The organism is Streptomyces sp. 796.1 (genome assembly GCF_047525675.1).
In the GTDB taxonomy this organism is placed as follows: domain Bacteria; phylum Actinomycetota; class Actinomycetes; order Streptomycetales; family Streptomycetaceae; genus Streptomyces.
Genome location: NZ_JBLIWA010000003.1, coordinates 182,366 through 197,092 on the forward strand (window position 1 = coordinate 182,366; position 14,727 = coordinate 197,092).

Genomic DNA, 14,727 nt, shown 5'->3' on the forward strand with positions numbered 1-14,727 from the left:
CGGCCCCCACACCGCGCCGCGCTCGCCCCGCCAGGCCGCCACCAGCCACCCCCCGGCACCACCGCACCTGGGCACCTCCACTCCAACCGGCAGGACGGACACGCATGACCGCCAGTCACCAAGTCGTGTGCGTAGTAGGCGCGGGGCCTCGTGGCCTCTCCGTGCTAGAGCGCCTCTGCGCCGCCGCGCGCACCACGCTCCGCGGCACCCGGCTCCACATCCACCTCGTCGACCCGCACCCACCGGGTCCCGGCAGCGTCTGGCGCGTCGACCAGTCGCGCCACCTGTTGATGAACACCGTCGCCAGCCAGATATCGCTGTTCACCGACGACACCGTCGAACTGCGCGGGCCGCTGGAGCCGGGCCCGAGCCTGTACGAGTGGGCGCAGCGGCTACTGGCCCCCGGCGGCGAGGCGGAGTGCGGCGCCGACGCGTACCGAGAGGTCACCCTCGCCGAGGCGCGCGGGCTGGGTCCCGACTCGTACCCCACCCGTGCCTTCTACGGGCAGTACCTGACCTGGGTCTACCAGCGGATCGTGGCCGGCGCCCCGGACGCGGTGACCATCACCGCGCACGCCAGCCGGGCGGTCGCCCTCGCCGACGAGGGCGCGAGCGCGGACCCGGGCACCACCGGCACTAGCACTGGCGCAGGCCAGGACGCCGGCACCGGCGCCAGCACCGGCACCCCGCGGCAGCGCCTCACCCTCGCCGACGGCACCGAACTCGCCGACCTGGACGCGGTGGTGCTCGCCCTCGGCCACCTGCCCGCCGAGCCGACCCCGGCCGAACGCGCACTGGCCGACGCCGCCGCCACCCACGGCCTCGGCTACCTCCCGCCGGCCAACCCCGCCGACGTCGACCTGAGCGCGCTGGCGGCCGGAGAAACGGTGCTGCTGCGCGGCCTCGGGCTGAACTTCTTCGACTACCAGACGCTGCTGACCGCGGGCCGCGGCGGCACCTTCGAGCGGGTCGAGGGGAAGCTGGTCTACCGGCCGTCGGGCCGCGAACCGCGCCTGGTCGCCGGCTCCCGCCGGGGCATCCCGTACCAGGCCCGCGGCGAGAACGAGAAGGGCCCGCACGGCCGGCACGAGCCGCTGCTGCTCACCCCCGAGCGGATCGCGGACCTCCAGCGCCGCGCCGCGGACGGGGCGGGGCTCGACTTCCGCACCGAGGTGTGGCCGCTGGTCGCCAAGGAGGCCGAGGCCGTCTACTACGGCGCGCTGCTCACCGCCCGCGGCCGGGCCGACGACGCCGCGGCCTTCCGCGTGGAGTACCTGGCGCAGCCGTGGAACAGCGCGCAGGAGTCGCAGGTCCTGGACGGGTACGGGATCGCCGGCGCCGACCGGCTGGACTGGGACGCCATCGCCCACCCCTACCGCGACCAGGAGTTCAGCGGGCCCGAGCAGTTCACGAAGTGGCTGCTCGACCAGTTGCGGCAGGACGTGGCCGAGGCCCGCCGCGGCAATGTGAGCGGCCCGCTGAAGGCGGCCCTGGACGTACTGCGCGACCTGCGCAACGAGATCCGGCTGGTGGTGGACCACGCCCGGCTGCACGGCGACAGCCACCGCGACGACCTGGACCGCTGGTACACGCCGCTCAACGCCTTCCTCTCCATCGGCCCGCCCGCCCGGCGCACCGAGGAGATGGTGGCGCTGATCGAGGCCGGGGTGCTCACCGTGCTCGGCCCCGGGATGCGGATCACGGCCGGCGCGGACGGCTACCTGGCCGCATCGCCCCAGGTGCCGGGGTCCGAGGTGACCGCCCGCTGGCTGATCGAGGCCAGGCTGCCCGACATCACCCTGGCCCGTACCGGTGACGCGCTGCTGCGCGGGCTCCAGGAGAGCGGCCAGTGCCGGGCGCACCGGATCGGCACCAGGGACGGCGGCTGGTACGTCACGGACGGGCTGGCCGTCACCGCCCGCCCGTTCCACCTGCTGGACGCCGCCGACCGGGCGCACCCGCGCCGGTTCGCCTTCGGGGTGCCCACCGAGGCCGTGCACTGGGTGACCGCCGCCGGCATCAGACCCGGCGTCAACTCGGTGACCCTCACCGACTCCGACGCCATCGCGCTGGCCGCGCTGGCCTGCGGCGTCGAGCCGGCCACCGACCCGGAGCCGGCACCCGAGCGCGGCCCAGGCCATGCCGCGGGCCGCCTGCCCGGCACCGGCCCGGGCCCCGAACCCACCGCCCAGGCCGACCTCAACCCCAGCCCGGCCTGAGCACCCCCCCGGAGGCCCCCCACCGCGCGGCGCCCCAGCGGCGCCGCGCGCCCTCCGTACGCCTGCCCGCATTGATGCCCGTACCACTGCTCGGGCCACTGCCCCCACCACTTCCCGCACCACCGGACAGCGCCCGCCGCGGCGCCGAGCTCCCCACCCGCGACCGGAGAGGACGCAGACCACCGATGACAGCCCACCGCAGGGAACCCGAACCCGCCGGGCCGCTGGACGCCGGGTTGCTCTCCCCGGTCCGGGCCGCCACGCCCGTCGAAGCCGAGGTCGACGACCGGGCGTGGCTGCGGGCCATGGTCGAGGCCGAAGTCGCGCTGGCCCGCGCGCAGGCCAGGCTCGGCACGGTCCCGGCGGAGGCGGCATCGGTGATCGCCGCGGTCGGCGCCGACACCGAGTTCGACCCGGTGGCCCTCGCCCACGCGGCACGCGAGACGGCCAACCCGGTCGTCGGCTTCGTGCAGGCGCTGACCGCGGCCGTCGCCGACCGGGACGCGGTCGCGGCCGACTACGTGCACCGCGGCTCCACCAGCCAGGACGTGCTGGACACCGCGGCCATGCTGGTCACCCGGCGGGCCATCGCCGTCATCCTGACCGACCTGGCGCGCGCCGCGTCCGCCCTCGCCCGGCTGGCCGGCGAACACCGCGACACCCCGATGGCCGGCCGCACCCTCACCCTGCACGCCGTGCCCACCACCTTCGGCCTCAAGGCGGCGGGCTGGCTCGACCTGGTCCGGCAGGCGACCGAGCGCCTCCAGACGGTGTCCGACACGCTTCCCGTCGAACTCGGCGGCGCGGCCGGCACCCTCGCCGGCTACCTGGAGTACGCGGGCCACGGCGAGGGCACGGCAGGACCCACGACGGCAGGGCCCACAGCGGAGGCCGACCGCTACGCCGAGGCGCTGATCGCCGCGTACGCCGACGAACTGGGCCTGGCCGTACCGCTGTTGCCCTGGCACGTGCTGCGCACCCCGCTCGCCGACATCGCGGCGGCCACCTCGTTCCTGGCCGGCGCGCTCGGCAAGATCGCCGTGGACGTGCAGTCGCTGGCCCGCACCGAGGTCGGCGAGGTCAGCGAGCCGGGGCCGGCCGGCCGCGGCGCCTCATCGGCCATGCCGCACAAGCGCAACCCGGTCCTGGCCACCCTGATCCGCTCGGCCGCACTCCAACTCCCCGGGCTCGCCGCCGGGTTGTACGGCTGCATGCTCGCCGAGGACGAACGCTCCGGCGGCGCCTGGCACGCCGAGTGGCAGCCGCTGCGCGAATGCCTGCGGCTGGCCGGCGGCGCTGCGCACACCGCGGCCGAACTCCTGGAAGGGCTGACCCCGCACCCGGAGCGGATGCGCGCCAACCTGGCGCTGACCGGCGGGCAGATCGTCTCCGAACGGGTGGCGGCCCGCCTCACCCCCGCCCTCGGCAAGGCCCGCGCCAAGGCGCTGCTCGGCGCCGCCGCCCAGACCGCCGCCGCCCGCGGCTGCGGCCTCGGCGAGGTGCTGGCCGGGCTGCCCGACGTCACCGACCACCTGACCGAGGAGGAGATCCACGGGCTGCTCGACCCCGCCCGCTACACCGGGGCGGCGCGAGCGCTCACCGACCGGGCCCTGCGCGGGCCTGGCCGGGGCACCAACTGACACACCGAGCCGGCCCAGCGCCGGACCGCAAGGGAGCACCACAGCATGACCCCCACAGATCACCGCTCGTCCCGTCTGCCATCGCTGACCGGCATGCGCTTCATCGCCGCGCTGATGGTGTTCGCCTTCCACGTGGCCTGGGAGCGGTTCTTCCGCGACCCGCAGGTGCAGGGCGACTACGCGGACGTCGTCAACAAGGCCGGCTGGATCGGCGTCTCGTTCTTCTTCGTGCTGAGCGGCTTCGTACTGGCCTGGTCGCGTCGGGAGGGCGACTCCGCGCCCAGCTTCTGGCGCCGCCGGATCGCCAAGGTCTATCCGGGACACCTGGTCACCGCGCTGGTGGCGTTCTGGCTGATCTCCCGCACCGACGGGATGCTGGCCGCCGCCGGCACCGTCGACACCGACGAGGCGATCACCAACCTGCTGCTCATCCACTCCTGGTGGCCCGAGTACGACATCTTCCTCAGCGGCAACGCCGTGAGCTGGTCGCTCGCCTGTGAGCTCTTCTTCTACCTGGCGTTCCCGCTGCTGTGGCGCGGCATCAAGCGCATCCCCACCGCCCACCTGTGGACCGCGACCGCCGTCGTCACGGCCGCCATCATCTGCGTGCCGCTGCTGGCGAAGCTGGTCACCGAGGACCCGGTGATGATGCTGCCGGACGGCGTCGCGAGCCTGAAGCAGTACTGGTTCGTCTACATCTTCCCGCCGGTGCGCGCCCTGGAGTTCGTCCTCGGCATGTTGCTCGCCCGGGTGGTGGCCGAGGGCAAGTGGTTCCGGCTGCCGCTGATCGTGCCGATCGCGCTGTTCGCCGTCGGCTACTACCTGGCCGCGCAGGAAGTCCCGTACCTGTACAGCCTGGTGGCCGCCACCATCATCCCCATCGCGCTGCTGATCCCGGCCGCCGCCGACGCCGACCTGCGCGGCGGCGGGAGCTGGTTCGCGAGCAAGCCGATGGTCTGGCTCGGCGAGCGCTCGTTCGCCTTCTACCTGGTGCACCTGCTGGTCCTGCTGTACGGGCACGACTGGCTCGGCCGCGGCAAGAACTGGGACACCACCCAGGCGGTCTTCGTGATCCTCGGCTTCCTGCTGGTCAGCCTGGCGATCTCGGCCGTGCTGTACGAACTGGTGGAGAAGCCCGGTATGCGGCTGCTGAGCGGCGCCCGGCCGCGGCAGGCTGCGGGCGGCGCGGCCCGTGCGGCGGACCGGGGCGCCGGCACGGCGACCGCCGGCGCGGGCGAAGCGGCCGATGACGCGGACGGCCGGCACGGCGAGGACGGCGCGCGGGCCGCGAAGGTCCCCAGCAAGACCTGATCCGACGCGGACGGGGGGGGCGCACCACGGTGGTGGGCCGCCCCGTCCCGCTGGATGCTGCGGCAGCGAGTACGGCTGCGGCTGCACGGGGGTGGTCGGGTCAGCCGGCGGCCCGGGAGACCAGCGTCAGATAGACCGTGACCACGTGTTCGCCGGTGTCGGTGTCCACCTCGCCGCGCAGGTCGACGACGTCGTTGCCGGCCAGCGTCTTGATGTTGTCCACGTGCACCACCACCGTCAGCCGGTCACCGGCGTAGATCGGGCGGCTGTAGACGAACCGCTGGTCGCCGTGGACCACGCGGCTGTAGTCCAGGCCGAGTTCGGGATCGTGCACCACCTGGTCGGTGGCGCGCTGCGCGAGGGTGAAGATGAAGGTGGGCGGGGCGATCACGTCCAGGTGCCCGAGCGCCCGTGCCGCCTGCGGGTCGACGAAGACGGGGTGGGTGTCGCCCACGGCCGCCGCGAATTCGCGGATCTTCTCGCGGCCCACCTCATAAGGCTCAGTGGGCGGATAAACCCGACCGATGTAAGAGGTGTCGAGAGGCATACGGTGCTCCTAGCGCATGGACGTGGAGATATGAGTGCGGCCCAACTGAAGCTGTGGTGGACGGCCGGTCACGGAATGGTCGACGGCGTGGTGTCGGCCCACTGGGGCGCGATCGACAGTACCCACGGGCGCGTCGCGTGACGAGCGGAACGAACCCTCCGTTCCGCTGGGCCGCCGGCCAATCACCGCCCCCCGCGGGCCAATTCCCGGGCCGATAGGCGGCGTCGACGACGGCCCTCGGCATTCTGCCACGAAAACCCGCCGCCGGGGCGCCGAGAGCCGCCATCCGATGCGCGACGAAGACCACCAGAACCCGCCACGGAACGGAATTCCCGACCGCCGATTCCGGAGGGTGGCCCGACAATTGCCGTACGAATCCACTGCGTTTGCCGCGGACCCCACCGGGCCCCCACGGGCCGGGACCCGCACCCCCACCGACCCCCGGCCCGGCCTCGTACCGGCCTCGTACCGGCCCCCCCGCAACCACGTGCCCCCGGCGGGCCGGCCGCGGCCAATCCCGCGCCCGGTAGCGCCCGGTGGCACAGCCGCCCTCCCGCGAGCCGTGCGCGAGCCGGGGTAACGATCCAGCGGCAACGGGCCGGCGCAGTACCCGGGCGGGAACTGTCCCCCGGGGCGCGGGACTCCTTAACTACGTGTCCTTGCTCAGTGTTCAGCCCGGCCCACCCGCAACCCCGACCGGCCACATGATCGTGTGCGGCGACGACGCCCTGGCCCACCGGCTCGCCGCCGAACTGCGCAGCGTCTACGGCGAGCGCATCACGCTCGTCGTGCCGCCCGCGCGGGAGGCCGCCGGGGCGCCCGTACGGGGGCGCGCCGTGGGCCGGGCCACCGCACTGTTCGGGCGGGTCAGCGCCGCCATGGCCCGCGCCGCGTCCGCCGGCGGCGACCCGGCCGGCGGGCCCGCCGACACCGGGACCACCGTCGTGGAGGCCGCCGTCCTGGACGATGCGGTGCTGGTGGAGGCCGGGGTGGAGCGCGCCGCCGCGCTCGCCCTGGTCCATGACGACGACGAGGCCAACATCCGGGCCGCGCTCGCCGCCCGCCGGCTCAGCCCGCAGCTCCGCCTGGTCATCCGGCTCTACAACCGCAAGCTCGGCCAGCGCCTGGAAGAGCTCCTGGACCAGGCGGCGGTCGTCACCGACGCGGGGCAGACCGGCGCGGGAACCGCCCCCGAGGCGGTCACCACGGTGCTCTCGGACGCCGACACCGCCGCCCCGGCGCTGGCCGCCACCGCCATCGCGGGCACCAGCAAGGTGGTGCAGGCCGACGGGCTGATGCTGCGCCTGGTGGAGCGGGCCCCGGCGGCCGGCGGCGAGGTCGGCGACCAGGGCCTGGGTGTCCTCGCGCTGCTCTCCTCGACCGAGGGCGACCCGGCCGGCGCCGACGGCTCCGACAGCAGCGGCGCCGAGGGCCCGCAACTCCTGCCCGACCAGGCGTCGGTACGGGCGGCCACCGGCCGCCGCGCCCTGGTCCTGGAAACCGTCTCGCACGACACGCAGACCCCGGCCACCCGCCGGCTCGGCCGCCGCTGGGCACCGCTGACCTCGCTGCTGCCGGCCCGACTGCGCTGGTCGATCGCCGGCGTGTGCGCGGCGGTGCTCGCCCTCGCCGTGGCTTCCTGGCTGGCCACCGGGGACCATCCGCTGCACGCCGGCTACCTCACCCTGCTGGACCTGTTCGCCATGGGCGACCCGGCCGTCGGCGAGAGCACCAGCCGGCAGGCGATGCAGTTGCTGTCCGGGCTGATCGGGCTGATGCTGCTGCCCGTGATGGTGGCCGCGGCCCTGGAGGCGTTCGGCACCTTCCGTACCGCGTCCGCGCTGCGCCGCCCGCCGCGCGGCCTCTCCGGCCACGTCGTACTCCTCGGCCTCGGCAAGGTCGGCACCCGGGTCCTGGTCAGGCTGCGGGAGATGGACATTCCGGTGGTCTGCGTGGAGAACGACCCGCAGGCCCGCGGCATCGCCGTGGCCCGCCGGATGCGGGTGCCCACCGTGCTCGGCGACGTCACCCAGGAGGGCGTGCTGGAGGCGGCCAAGATCCACCGCGCCCATGCCCTGCTCGCGCTGACCAGCGTGGACATCACCAACCTGGAGGCGGCCCTGTACGCGCGCTCGATCCACCCCGAACTGCGGGTGGCGCTGCGCCTGTACGACGACGCCTTCGCCACCGCCGTCTACCGCACCCTGCGCGCAGCCCACCCACAGGCCCTCACCCGCAGCCGCAGCGTCTCCTCGCTGGCCGCGCCCGCCTTCGCCGGCGCCATGATGGGCCGCCAGGTGCTCGGCGCGTTCTCGGTCGAGCGCAAGGTGCTGCTGCTCGCCGCCGTCGAGGTGGCGGGCCATCCGCAACTCGTCGGCCGCACCGTCGCCGACGCCTCCCGCCCCGGCTCCTGGCGGGTCCTCGCGCTGGACGCCTCGGCCCCCGACCAGCGGCCGGCCGACCTCGGCGCCGCCCTGCGCACCGGCCCCGGCGAACCCCGGCAGCGCCTGGTGTGGGACCTGGACCCGGATTACGTGCTGCGCCCCGCCGACCGCGTCGTGCTCGTCGCCACCCGCCGCGGCCTGGCCGAACTCCTCGGCCGCCCGCAGGCCCGCCGGGCCGGCTAGCCCGCACTCCCAACCACGCGCGCGCGGAGCCCATTGGCCCGCCGCGAACACACCGGGAACGGCCCGGGCCCGGTAACTCCGCAGCGGGCTCGACCGATGCACGGGATTCGCTTCCACCTTGAATTCTTCGGACCCGCGGAATTCTCCGCGCACGACGAATGGTTGACGCCTGGTCTGGTGAATTCACCAGGGCCGAGAGGCCGTCAGGGAAGCGCGCGTAAGGCAGCCGGAGTGACGGCTGGAAGCTCGTAGCGGAACGCGCAGAGCAGCAATGCGCATGCCTTTCCCGGGCGCTGGAAGGGGGTGTTGGTCGAGGAATCCAGGAAGGCTCCCCGCCGCTTTCCCGGAGATGAATCCACCACCTTCCGCACATCGCCCAGATACCGTGCGCCACGCCGCTCGCACGGGGTCGTCAGCCGCCCCGTACGCCAGCGGACCGCGGCGCGCGCCAGCAGGTGGACGTGCCGGGCAGCGGTCGGGAAGGGGGCGGCGGGCGTGACCGGCGGGCCCGGTGGTGGGGGTGCGGGCGCGGGGACTTGGTCTGGGCCTGTCCAGATGTGGTGCGGTCCGTCGCGGGGAGCCGTCGCCGACTCCTTCTCGGTGGCGCCGAACAACGATAGGTTGCGGGACCTATGGAATTGGAGTTGCGGCACCTGCGCATCCTGGTGGCCATCGCCGACGCGGGCAGTCTGACCAGGGCCGCGGCCACGCTCCTGCTCTCCCAACCCGCCGTCTCCACCCAACTCAAACGGATCGAGACGGCGCTGGGCCGCCCCGTGTTCGTGCGCGAGGCGAGCGGGGTGCGGCCGACGCGCTTCGGCGACGAGGTGATAGCCCACGCCCGGAGCGCCGTGGCCAGCGCCGACCGCATCCGGGAGAGCCAGCGCAGCGCGGCCACCGAGACCTCCGTGGTACGCCTCGGCGGCTCGCCGGGACCGGTCTTCTCGCATCTGGCCACCCAGCTCGCCGGGCTGCTCGACGTGCCCGTCGTATCCCAGCAATTCCCCTCCGCAGCATGGGCGTTGGACCGTCTCGCCAACGATCAGCTCGACGTCGCGGCCATCACGGACGTGACCGGTTACGAGACCAGGCCGCGGGCTGGCATCGCCCACGCGGTGATCGGCACCGAGCCGGCGCTCGTGCTGCTGCCGGTCGGCCACCCGCTGGCCGGCCGCGACCGGGTGGAGCTGACCGCGCTGGCCGACGAGAGTTGGACCATGTCGCCGCTGGAGCGCGAGGGCGGCGACCGGGCCGCCTTCACCGCGATCTGCCTCGCGGCCGGCTTCACGCCCCGCATCGACCACGACATCGTCGACGCCGGCACCGCGTTCGACCTGGTCATCCAGGGTGCGGCGATCGCCCTCGCGCAAGGCGGCGTACGGCTGCGGGACGGCATGGCCGCCAAGCGGCTGGCCGGCGACCCGATCCAGGTGCGGCACGTGCTGGCCTGGCGCGCCCCCGGGCGGCTCGTCGGCTGGCAGGAGGCGCTGGTCACGGCGGCCGAGGAAGGCTTCGCCGGGCGCCGGCGCGCGACCGACCTGGAGTGAGGCCCCGTGGCGCACGGCGCCCGACGCCGCGGGCGCGCGCGACCGTGCCGACCCGGCGCCCGCCCGGACCACCGCCCGGGGCCGATGCGCGCCGCGCACCCCCGCGCGGACCGTCCGCCCCGCGCTGATCTCCGGCCGCCGGTGCGTGGTGTGGCCAGCGGCCGTCACCCGTGAAGCCACGGCTGACGGCCGCTGGAGTCTTGCGTGGGGGGTGGCTGTGCCGGCGACGGAGCCCCGAACGCCGACACGGGACGAACCACCGCGCCCCGGGTGCACCGGCGCACGGCCGGCCCGGCCGTGCCCCCACTATCCCGCGCCGCACCACCACACGACCAATGTCAAAGGCCCATAACGGCCAGGTGTTATGGCGGCGCCGAGCTGGGCAGCAGAGCCCCGAGCCGATCACCGGCTCCGGTTGCCGGCGGTTTCCACCGTACGCGCGGGCTCCAGGAATAGCGCGCGCACGAGGGCCGTTACGGTTGCCGGAACCACCGCCGATACGGAAAGCAGGGTGCCGCACATGAGCACGGTGGAACTCACCAAGGACAACTTCGACGAGGTCGTTTCCGGCAATGATTTCGTCCTGATCGACTTCTGGGCTTCCTGGTGCGGCCCGTGCCGTACGTTCGCCCCGGTGTTCGAAGGCGCGTCGGACCGGCACGAGGACCTGGTCTTCGCGAAGGTGGACACCGAGGCCCAGCCGGAGCTGGCGGCGGCCTTCGAGATCCAGTCCATTCCGACGCTGATGATCGTGCGGGAGAACATCGCGGTCTTCGCCCAGCCCGGCGCGCTGCCGGCGACGGCCCTGGAGGACGTCATCGGCCAGGCCAGGGCCCTGGACATGGACCAGGTGCGCTCGTCGGTGGCCGAGGCGTCCGGCCAACAGGGCAACGGTGGCTGACCTCCTGCTGGTCCGGCACGGCGAGACGGAGTGGAGCAGGTCGGGCCGGCACACCAGCCGGACCGACCTGCCGCTCACCGAGCGGGGCGCCGCCCAGGCGCGCGCCCTGCGCCCGCTGCTCGCCGCGCAGCCGCTCGCCCGGGTGCTGGTCAGCCCGCGGGAGCGGGCCCGCCAGACGGCCCGCATCGCCGGCCTGGCCGACCGCGCCGAGACCGAGCCCGACCTGCGGGAATGGGACTACGGCGGGTACGAGGGCCGCACCACGCCCGAGATCCAGCGGACCCGGCCCACCTGGTCGCTGTGGACCGACGGCGTCCCCGCGGGCGATGACCCGGACCATCCGGGGGAGTCCCCGGAGGCGGTCGCCGCCCGGGCCGACCGGCTGTTGGCCCGGCTCGCTCCGCTGCTGGACGCGGGCCCGGCCGCGGGCGGCGGGGCCCCCGATCCGGCCGCGGGTTCGGCTGTCGCCGCGGGCGGTGGGGAGCCCGCCGGCGCCGTGCTGCTCGTGGCCCACGCGCACATCCTGCGCGCGGTCGCGGCCCGCCGGCTCGGCCTCCCGGTGGCGGCCGGTGCACTGTTCCGGCTGGACACGGCCACCCTGAGCCGCATCGGCCTGGCCCACGACCGCCCCACCGTCCTCGCCTGGAACGTCCCCGCCGCGGGCCCAGCGCCTCAGCAGCCCTGACCCGTCTGCTCCACCGGCCACACCCGCTGGAGCAGACCCCAGGTGAACTCCGCGACGTACGCGGCGGGCTCGCCTGCGGCACCGCCCGCGGTGCCTGCGGTACCGGCGCTGCTCGCTGTGCTTACGGCACCTGTGGCGCCTGGCGTACTTGGGGTGTCCGTGGCGCCTGCCGTGCCTGGCGCCGACCCCGGGCCCAGCCCCAGGCCCGGCCCCGGCGCCGTGAAGGCCAGTTGCCAACGGGTGGGCGCCGACCCCTCGCGCGGGCGGGCCGGCGCGAAGGCGCGGGCCACCTCGTCGACCGTGCACGACCAGGGCGCCAGGTCCGCCGCGCTGCGCAGCTCGGGCCCCGCCGCGCCGGGGGCCCGTACCAGCCACTCGTTCCACACGGCGCCGCCGGGCCCGGCCAGCACCTCGAACCGCAGCGTGGGCCAGAGCGGCACCGGCCAGCTCAGCGCCTCGCAGCGCAGGTCACCGATCCGGCGCGGTGCCGTGTCCGCCGGCGGGCCGAGCACCGAGCGGTAGCGCCGCAGCGCGCCCTGCTGACGGGGTGAGCGGACCATCGCCTGCCAGCGCCGGTTCGCCTCCCGCAGCTCGCTCCGGCCCACGCCCAACTCCCGCAGCGCCGCCGCCACCAGGTCCCCCTGGTGGTCGGCCATCCGGCGCAGCAGCACGAGCTGGAACTGCAAGGGCCCGAACGCCGCGCCCGCCCCGGCTCCGGACCCCGCGTCACCGGCCCCCGTTCCAAGGCCGCTGCCGGCCCCCGCCCCTCGCCCCCCGGCCATCAGGCGCCGCTCACCGGCTCGCCCGCACCAGCGCCGCCAGGTGCTCGGCGGCGAAGCGCAGCGGCTCGTCGTCGCTGGAGACCCGGCAGATGAGCTCGGCCCCTTCGAGCGTGGAGAGGATGGTGCAGGCCAGCGCCTCGGCCTTGGCCTGCGGGATGTCGTGCTCCTGGAGCTTGGTCGCGATCAGTTCGCGCCACTGCCGCAGCGCCTCGTCGGAGGTGCGCTGGATGAGCGGTGAGCGGCCGATGATCTCCAGCGCCGTCGCGGCCACCGGGCAGCCGTCGGTCCAGTCGGACTCGCGCAGCGTGTCGGCCAGCAGCAGGGCGCAGTTGGCGACGGCCTCGCCCGGCTCGTCGGAGCTGGTCAGACCGCGCCGCAGGACGTCGGTGAAGTCGGCGGCGCCGAACCGCAGCGCCTCCGCCGCCAGCGCCTCCTTGCCCTGCGGGAAGAAGTGGTAGAGCGAGCCGTAGGTGGCCTTCGCCTCGCGCAGGATCTGCTTGATGCTCGTGCCCTCGTACCCCTGGCGCTGGAGCAACGTCGCCGTCGCCACCACGAGCCGGGTGCGGGTGTCGCTGCGCGCTTCCCGCGGGGCCGTCGTCTCTTCCGTGGCGTCCATGCCCTCAGATTACCGAATGGATCGATCGATCCAGTCTTGCTATCGTGCCACTAGAGCGATCGATCCATTCAGGAGGGGTTGGCGTCATGAGCGATGTGTCCAACGGGGCGTCCGCGGGCGAGGGGCATCCGGGGTTCGGGCGGATGTTCGGCGAGGGGCGGCTCACGGTCGGGCTGTTCCTACCGCTGCGGCAGTACGCGGGCGACATGGAGGTGTTGAAGGGCGCGTTGGAGGTCGTCAAGCAGGCGGACGCGTCGCCGTTCGCGGCCGTCTGGGCGCGTGACGTGCCGCTGTTCGACCCGGGGTTCGGCGACGCGGGCCAGGTCTTCGACCTGTGGACCTACCTGGCCTGGCTTGCCGCGCACACCCAACACCTGGCGCTGGCCGCCGGCAGCGCCATCTTCACCCTGCGCCACCCGATCGACCTGGCCAAGCAGGCCACCACGATCGACCAGCTCAGCGGCGGCCGGCTGGTGCTCGGCGCCGCGTCCGGCGACCGTGCGTCGGAGTTCCCGGCCTACGGCATCGACCACCTCACCCGCGGCGAGCGCTACCGCGACGCCGTCGAGTGGTTCCGCGAGCTCACCGAGGTCACCAGGCCCGCCATCAGCTCCGGCCTCGGCCGCCTCGGCGGCGGCGTCGACCTGCTGCCCAAGCCGGCGTTCGGCCGCGTACCGCTGGTGGTCACCGGCTCCTCGCAGCAGAAGGCGGAGTGGATCGCGGGCAACGCCGACGGCTGGCTGGTCTACCCGGGTTCGGTGTACGGCGAGGGGCCGAAGGCGCTCGGCGCCAAGGCCGCGGCCTGGCGCGAGCTCATCCCCGGCGGCGCGTTCAAGCCGGTGGCCACCAACGAGTGGATCGAGCTGGTCGAGGACCGGCACCAGAAGCCGACCCCGCTGCGCGGCGGCTTCGTGATGCGCACCGGCACCGAGGGCCTGCTCGAACTGCTCGGGCGCTGGCAGGACGCCGGCATCAACCACGCCGCGCTCGGCGTCCAGCACGGCCGCCGGCCGCCCGCCGAGGCCGTCGCCCAGCTCATCGAGGAAGTCGCCCCGCACTTCCCCGCGCTGGCCGGGCCGGAGCCGAAGGGGCTGGAGTGGTGACCGGGTCCGCCACCCGGCTCGGCCCGGGCGCGGCGTGCGCCATGGACGCGGACGCGTTCCGGGCCGCCATGCGGCACTTCCCGACCGGCGTCACCGTGCTCGCCACCTCGGGCCCCGCGGGGCCGCACGGCATGACGGCGAACGCGGTCATCTCGCTCTCCCTCGACCCGCCCACCGTGCTGGCCGCGGTCCACCACCGGACGTGCACGTACACGATCCTGCGCACCGCGCCGACCTTCACCGTCAACGTGCTCGCCGCCGACCAGGAGGACCTCGCCGCGGAGTTCGCGCGCTCAAGCCCGGATCAGGACCCGTTCGACCGGGCGGCCTGGCAGCCGTCCGCGCTGACCGGCGACCCGACGCTGACCCGCAGCGTGGGCGTGCTGCACTGCCGGGTGGCCGAGCGCATCGACGTCACCGACCACACCCTGGTGATCGGCACGGTCATCGACGCCAGCGTGCACCGACCCGAGGCGGCCCCGCTGGTCTTCGCCCGCGGCGGCTTCCACGCCCTGGCCGGCCCGCCACCCGCCGGTCCCGGGTCGGCGCGCTGACCGGTGCGGCGCGGCCGTCCAAAGCCCCGTTGGACCGGCCGCCCGCTGGTCCGCCGGGACCCCCGCACGCGCCGCCCACGTCGGGCAGATGAGCGCCCCCGGTGCGCGAGGGGCCGGTGGTACGCGGCGCAAGCGCCCGTACCACCGGCCCCTCGGTCGTGCTCCCGTCGTGCCCGGCCGTGCCCCCTCTTCCTC

11 protein-coding genes and 1 pseudogene are annotated in these 14,727 nt (G+C 74.7%); 9 read left to right on the forward strand and 3 right to left on the reverse strand.

What is annotated here, in order from left to right; genetic code table 11:
• Positions 1–104: 104 nt before the first annotated feature.
• The 3 genes from ACMA1D_RS03500 (at position 105) to ACMA1D_RS03510 (ending at position 5,170) form a co-directional block, all read left to right on the forward strand.
• The gene (locus ACMA1D_RS03500) at positions 105–2,219 is read left to right on the forward strand and encodes an FAD/NAD(P)-binding protein (protein ID WP_414722360.1); all 2,115 of its coding nucleotides are present in this window, start codon (positions 105–107) and stop codon (positions 2,217–2,219) included.
• 185 nt (positions 2,220–2,404) lie between these two features.
• Entirely contained in the window at positions 2,405–3,859 is a 1,455-nt protein-coding gene (locus ACMA1D_RS03505) for an adenylosuccinate lyase family protein (protein ID WP_414722361.1), read from the forward strand.
• Positions 3,860–3,904: 45 nt separating this feature from the next.
• The gene (locus ACMA1D_RS03510) at positions 3,905–5,170 is read left to right on the forward strand and encodes an acyltransferase family protein (RefSeq protein ID WP_414722362.1); all 1,266 of its coding nucleotides are present in this window, start codon (positions 3,905–3,907) and stop codon (positions 5,168–5,170) included.
• A gap of 100 nt (positions 5,171–5,270) precedes the next feature.
• Here ACMA1D_RS03510 and ACMA1D_RS03515 read toward each other — a convergent pair whose 3' ends face one another.
• Positions 5,271–5,717 (reverse strand): MaoC family dehydratase N-terminal domain-containing protein, encoded by a 447-nt coding sequence (locus ACMA1D_RS03515; protein WP_414722363.1) that lies wholly within the window; start codon positions 5,715–5,717, stop codon positions 5,271–5,273.
• Between the two features lie 704 nt (positions 5,718–6,421).
• On the opposite strand from ACMA1D_RS03515, the gene ACMA1D_RS03520 reads away from it, so the two are divergent.
• From ACMA1D_RS03520 to ACMA1D_RS03535, 4 genes are all read left to right on the forward strand, one after another.
• Complete coding sequence (locus tag ACMA1D_RS03520) at positions 6,422–8,344, forward strand: NAD-binding protein (RefSeq protein ID WP_414722512.1); 1,923 nt, start codon at positions 6,422–6,424, stop codon at positions 8,342–8,344.
• A gap of 632 nt (positions 8,345–8,976) precedes the next feature.
• Positions 8,977–9,891 carry a LysR family transcriptional regulator gene (locus ACMA1D_RS03525; RefSeq protein WP_414722364.1) on the forward strand — a complete coding sequence of 305 codons (915 nt, stop codon included), beginning with the start codon at positions 8,977–8,979 and terminating at the stop codon, positions 9,889–9,891.
• 520 nt (positions 9,892–10,411) lie between these two features.
• Positions 10,412–10,792 carry a thioredoxin gene (trxA, locus tag ACMA1D_RS03530; protein ID WP_414722365.1) on the forward strand — a complete coding sequence of 127 codons (381 nt, stop codon included), beginning with the start codon at positions 10,412–10,414 and terminating at the stop codon, positions 10,790–10,792.
• A complete protein-coding gene (locus ACMA1D_RS03535; RefSeq protein ID WP_414722366.1) occupies positions 10,785–11,477 on the forward strand; it encodes a histidine phosphatase family protein in 693 nt (230 codons plus the stop codon). The genes trxA and ACMA1D_RS03535 overlap by 8 nt, the downstream gene beginning before the upstream one ends.
• A 209-nt stretch (positions 11,478–11,686) precedes the next feature.
• On the opposite strand, the pseudogene ACMA1D_RS03540 reads toward ACMA1D_RS03535, so the two are convergent.
• Positions 11,687–12,133 (reverse strand): annotated as a pseudogene (locus ACMA1D_RS03540) (hypothetical protein); the annotation flags it as partial.
• Between the two features lie 136 nt (positions 12,134–12,269).
• Positions 12,270–12,875, reverse strand: coding sequence for a TetR/AcrR family transcriptional regulator (locus tag ACMA1D_RS03545; protein WP_414722367.1), 606 nt, complete (start codon positions 12,873–12,875; stop codon positions 12,270–12,272).
• A gap of 86 nt (positions 12,876–12,961) precedes the next feature.
• On the opposite strand from ACMA1D_RS03545, the gene ACMA1D_RS03550 reads away from it, so the two are divergent.
• Together ACMA1D_RS03550 and ACMA1D_RS03555 are read left to right on the forward strand one after the other, a co-directional pair.
• Complete coding sequence (locus tag ACMA1D_RS03550; RefSeq protein ID WP_414722368.1) at positions 12,962–13,978, forward strand: TIGR03571 family LLM class oxidoreductase; 1,017 nt, start codon at positions 12,962–12,964, stop codon at positions 13,976–13,978.
• The gene (locus ACMA1D_RS03555; protein ID WP_414722369.1) at positions 13,975–14,532 is read left to right on the forward strand and encodes a flavin reductase family protein; all 558 of its coding nucleotides are present in this window, start codon (positions 13,975–13,977) and stop codon (positions 14,530–14,532) included. Before ACMA1D_RS03550 ends, ACMA1D_RS03555 begins: the two co-directional genes overlap by 4 nt.
• Positions 14,533–14,727 lie beyond the last annotated feature (195 nt).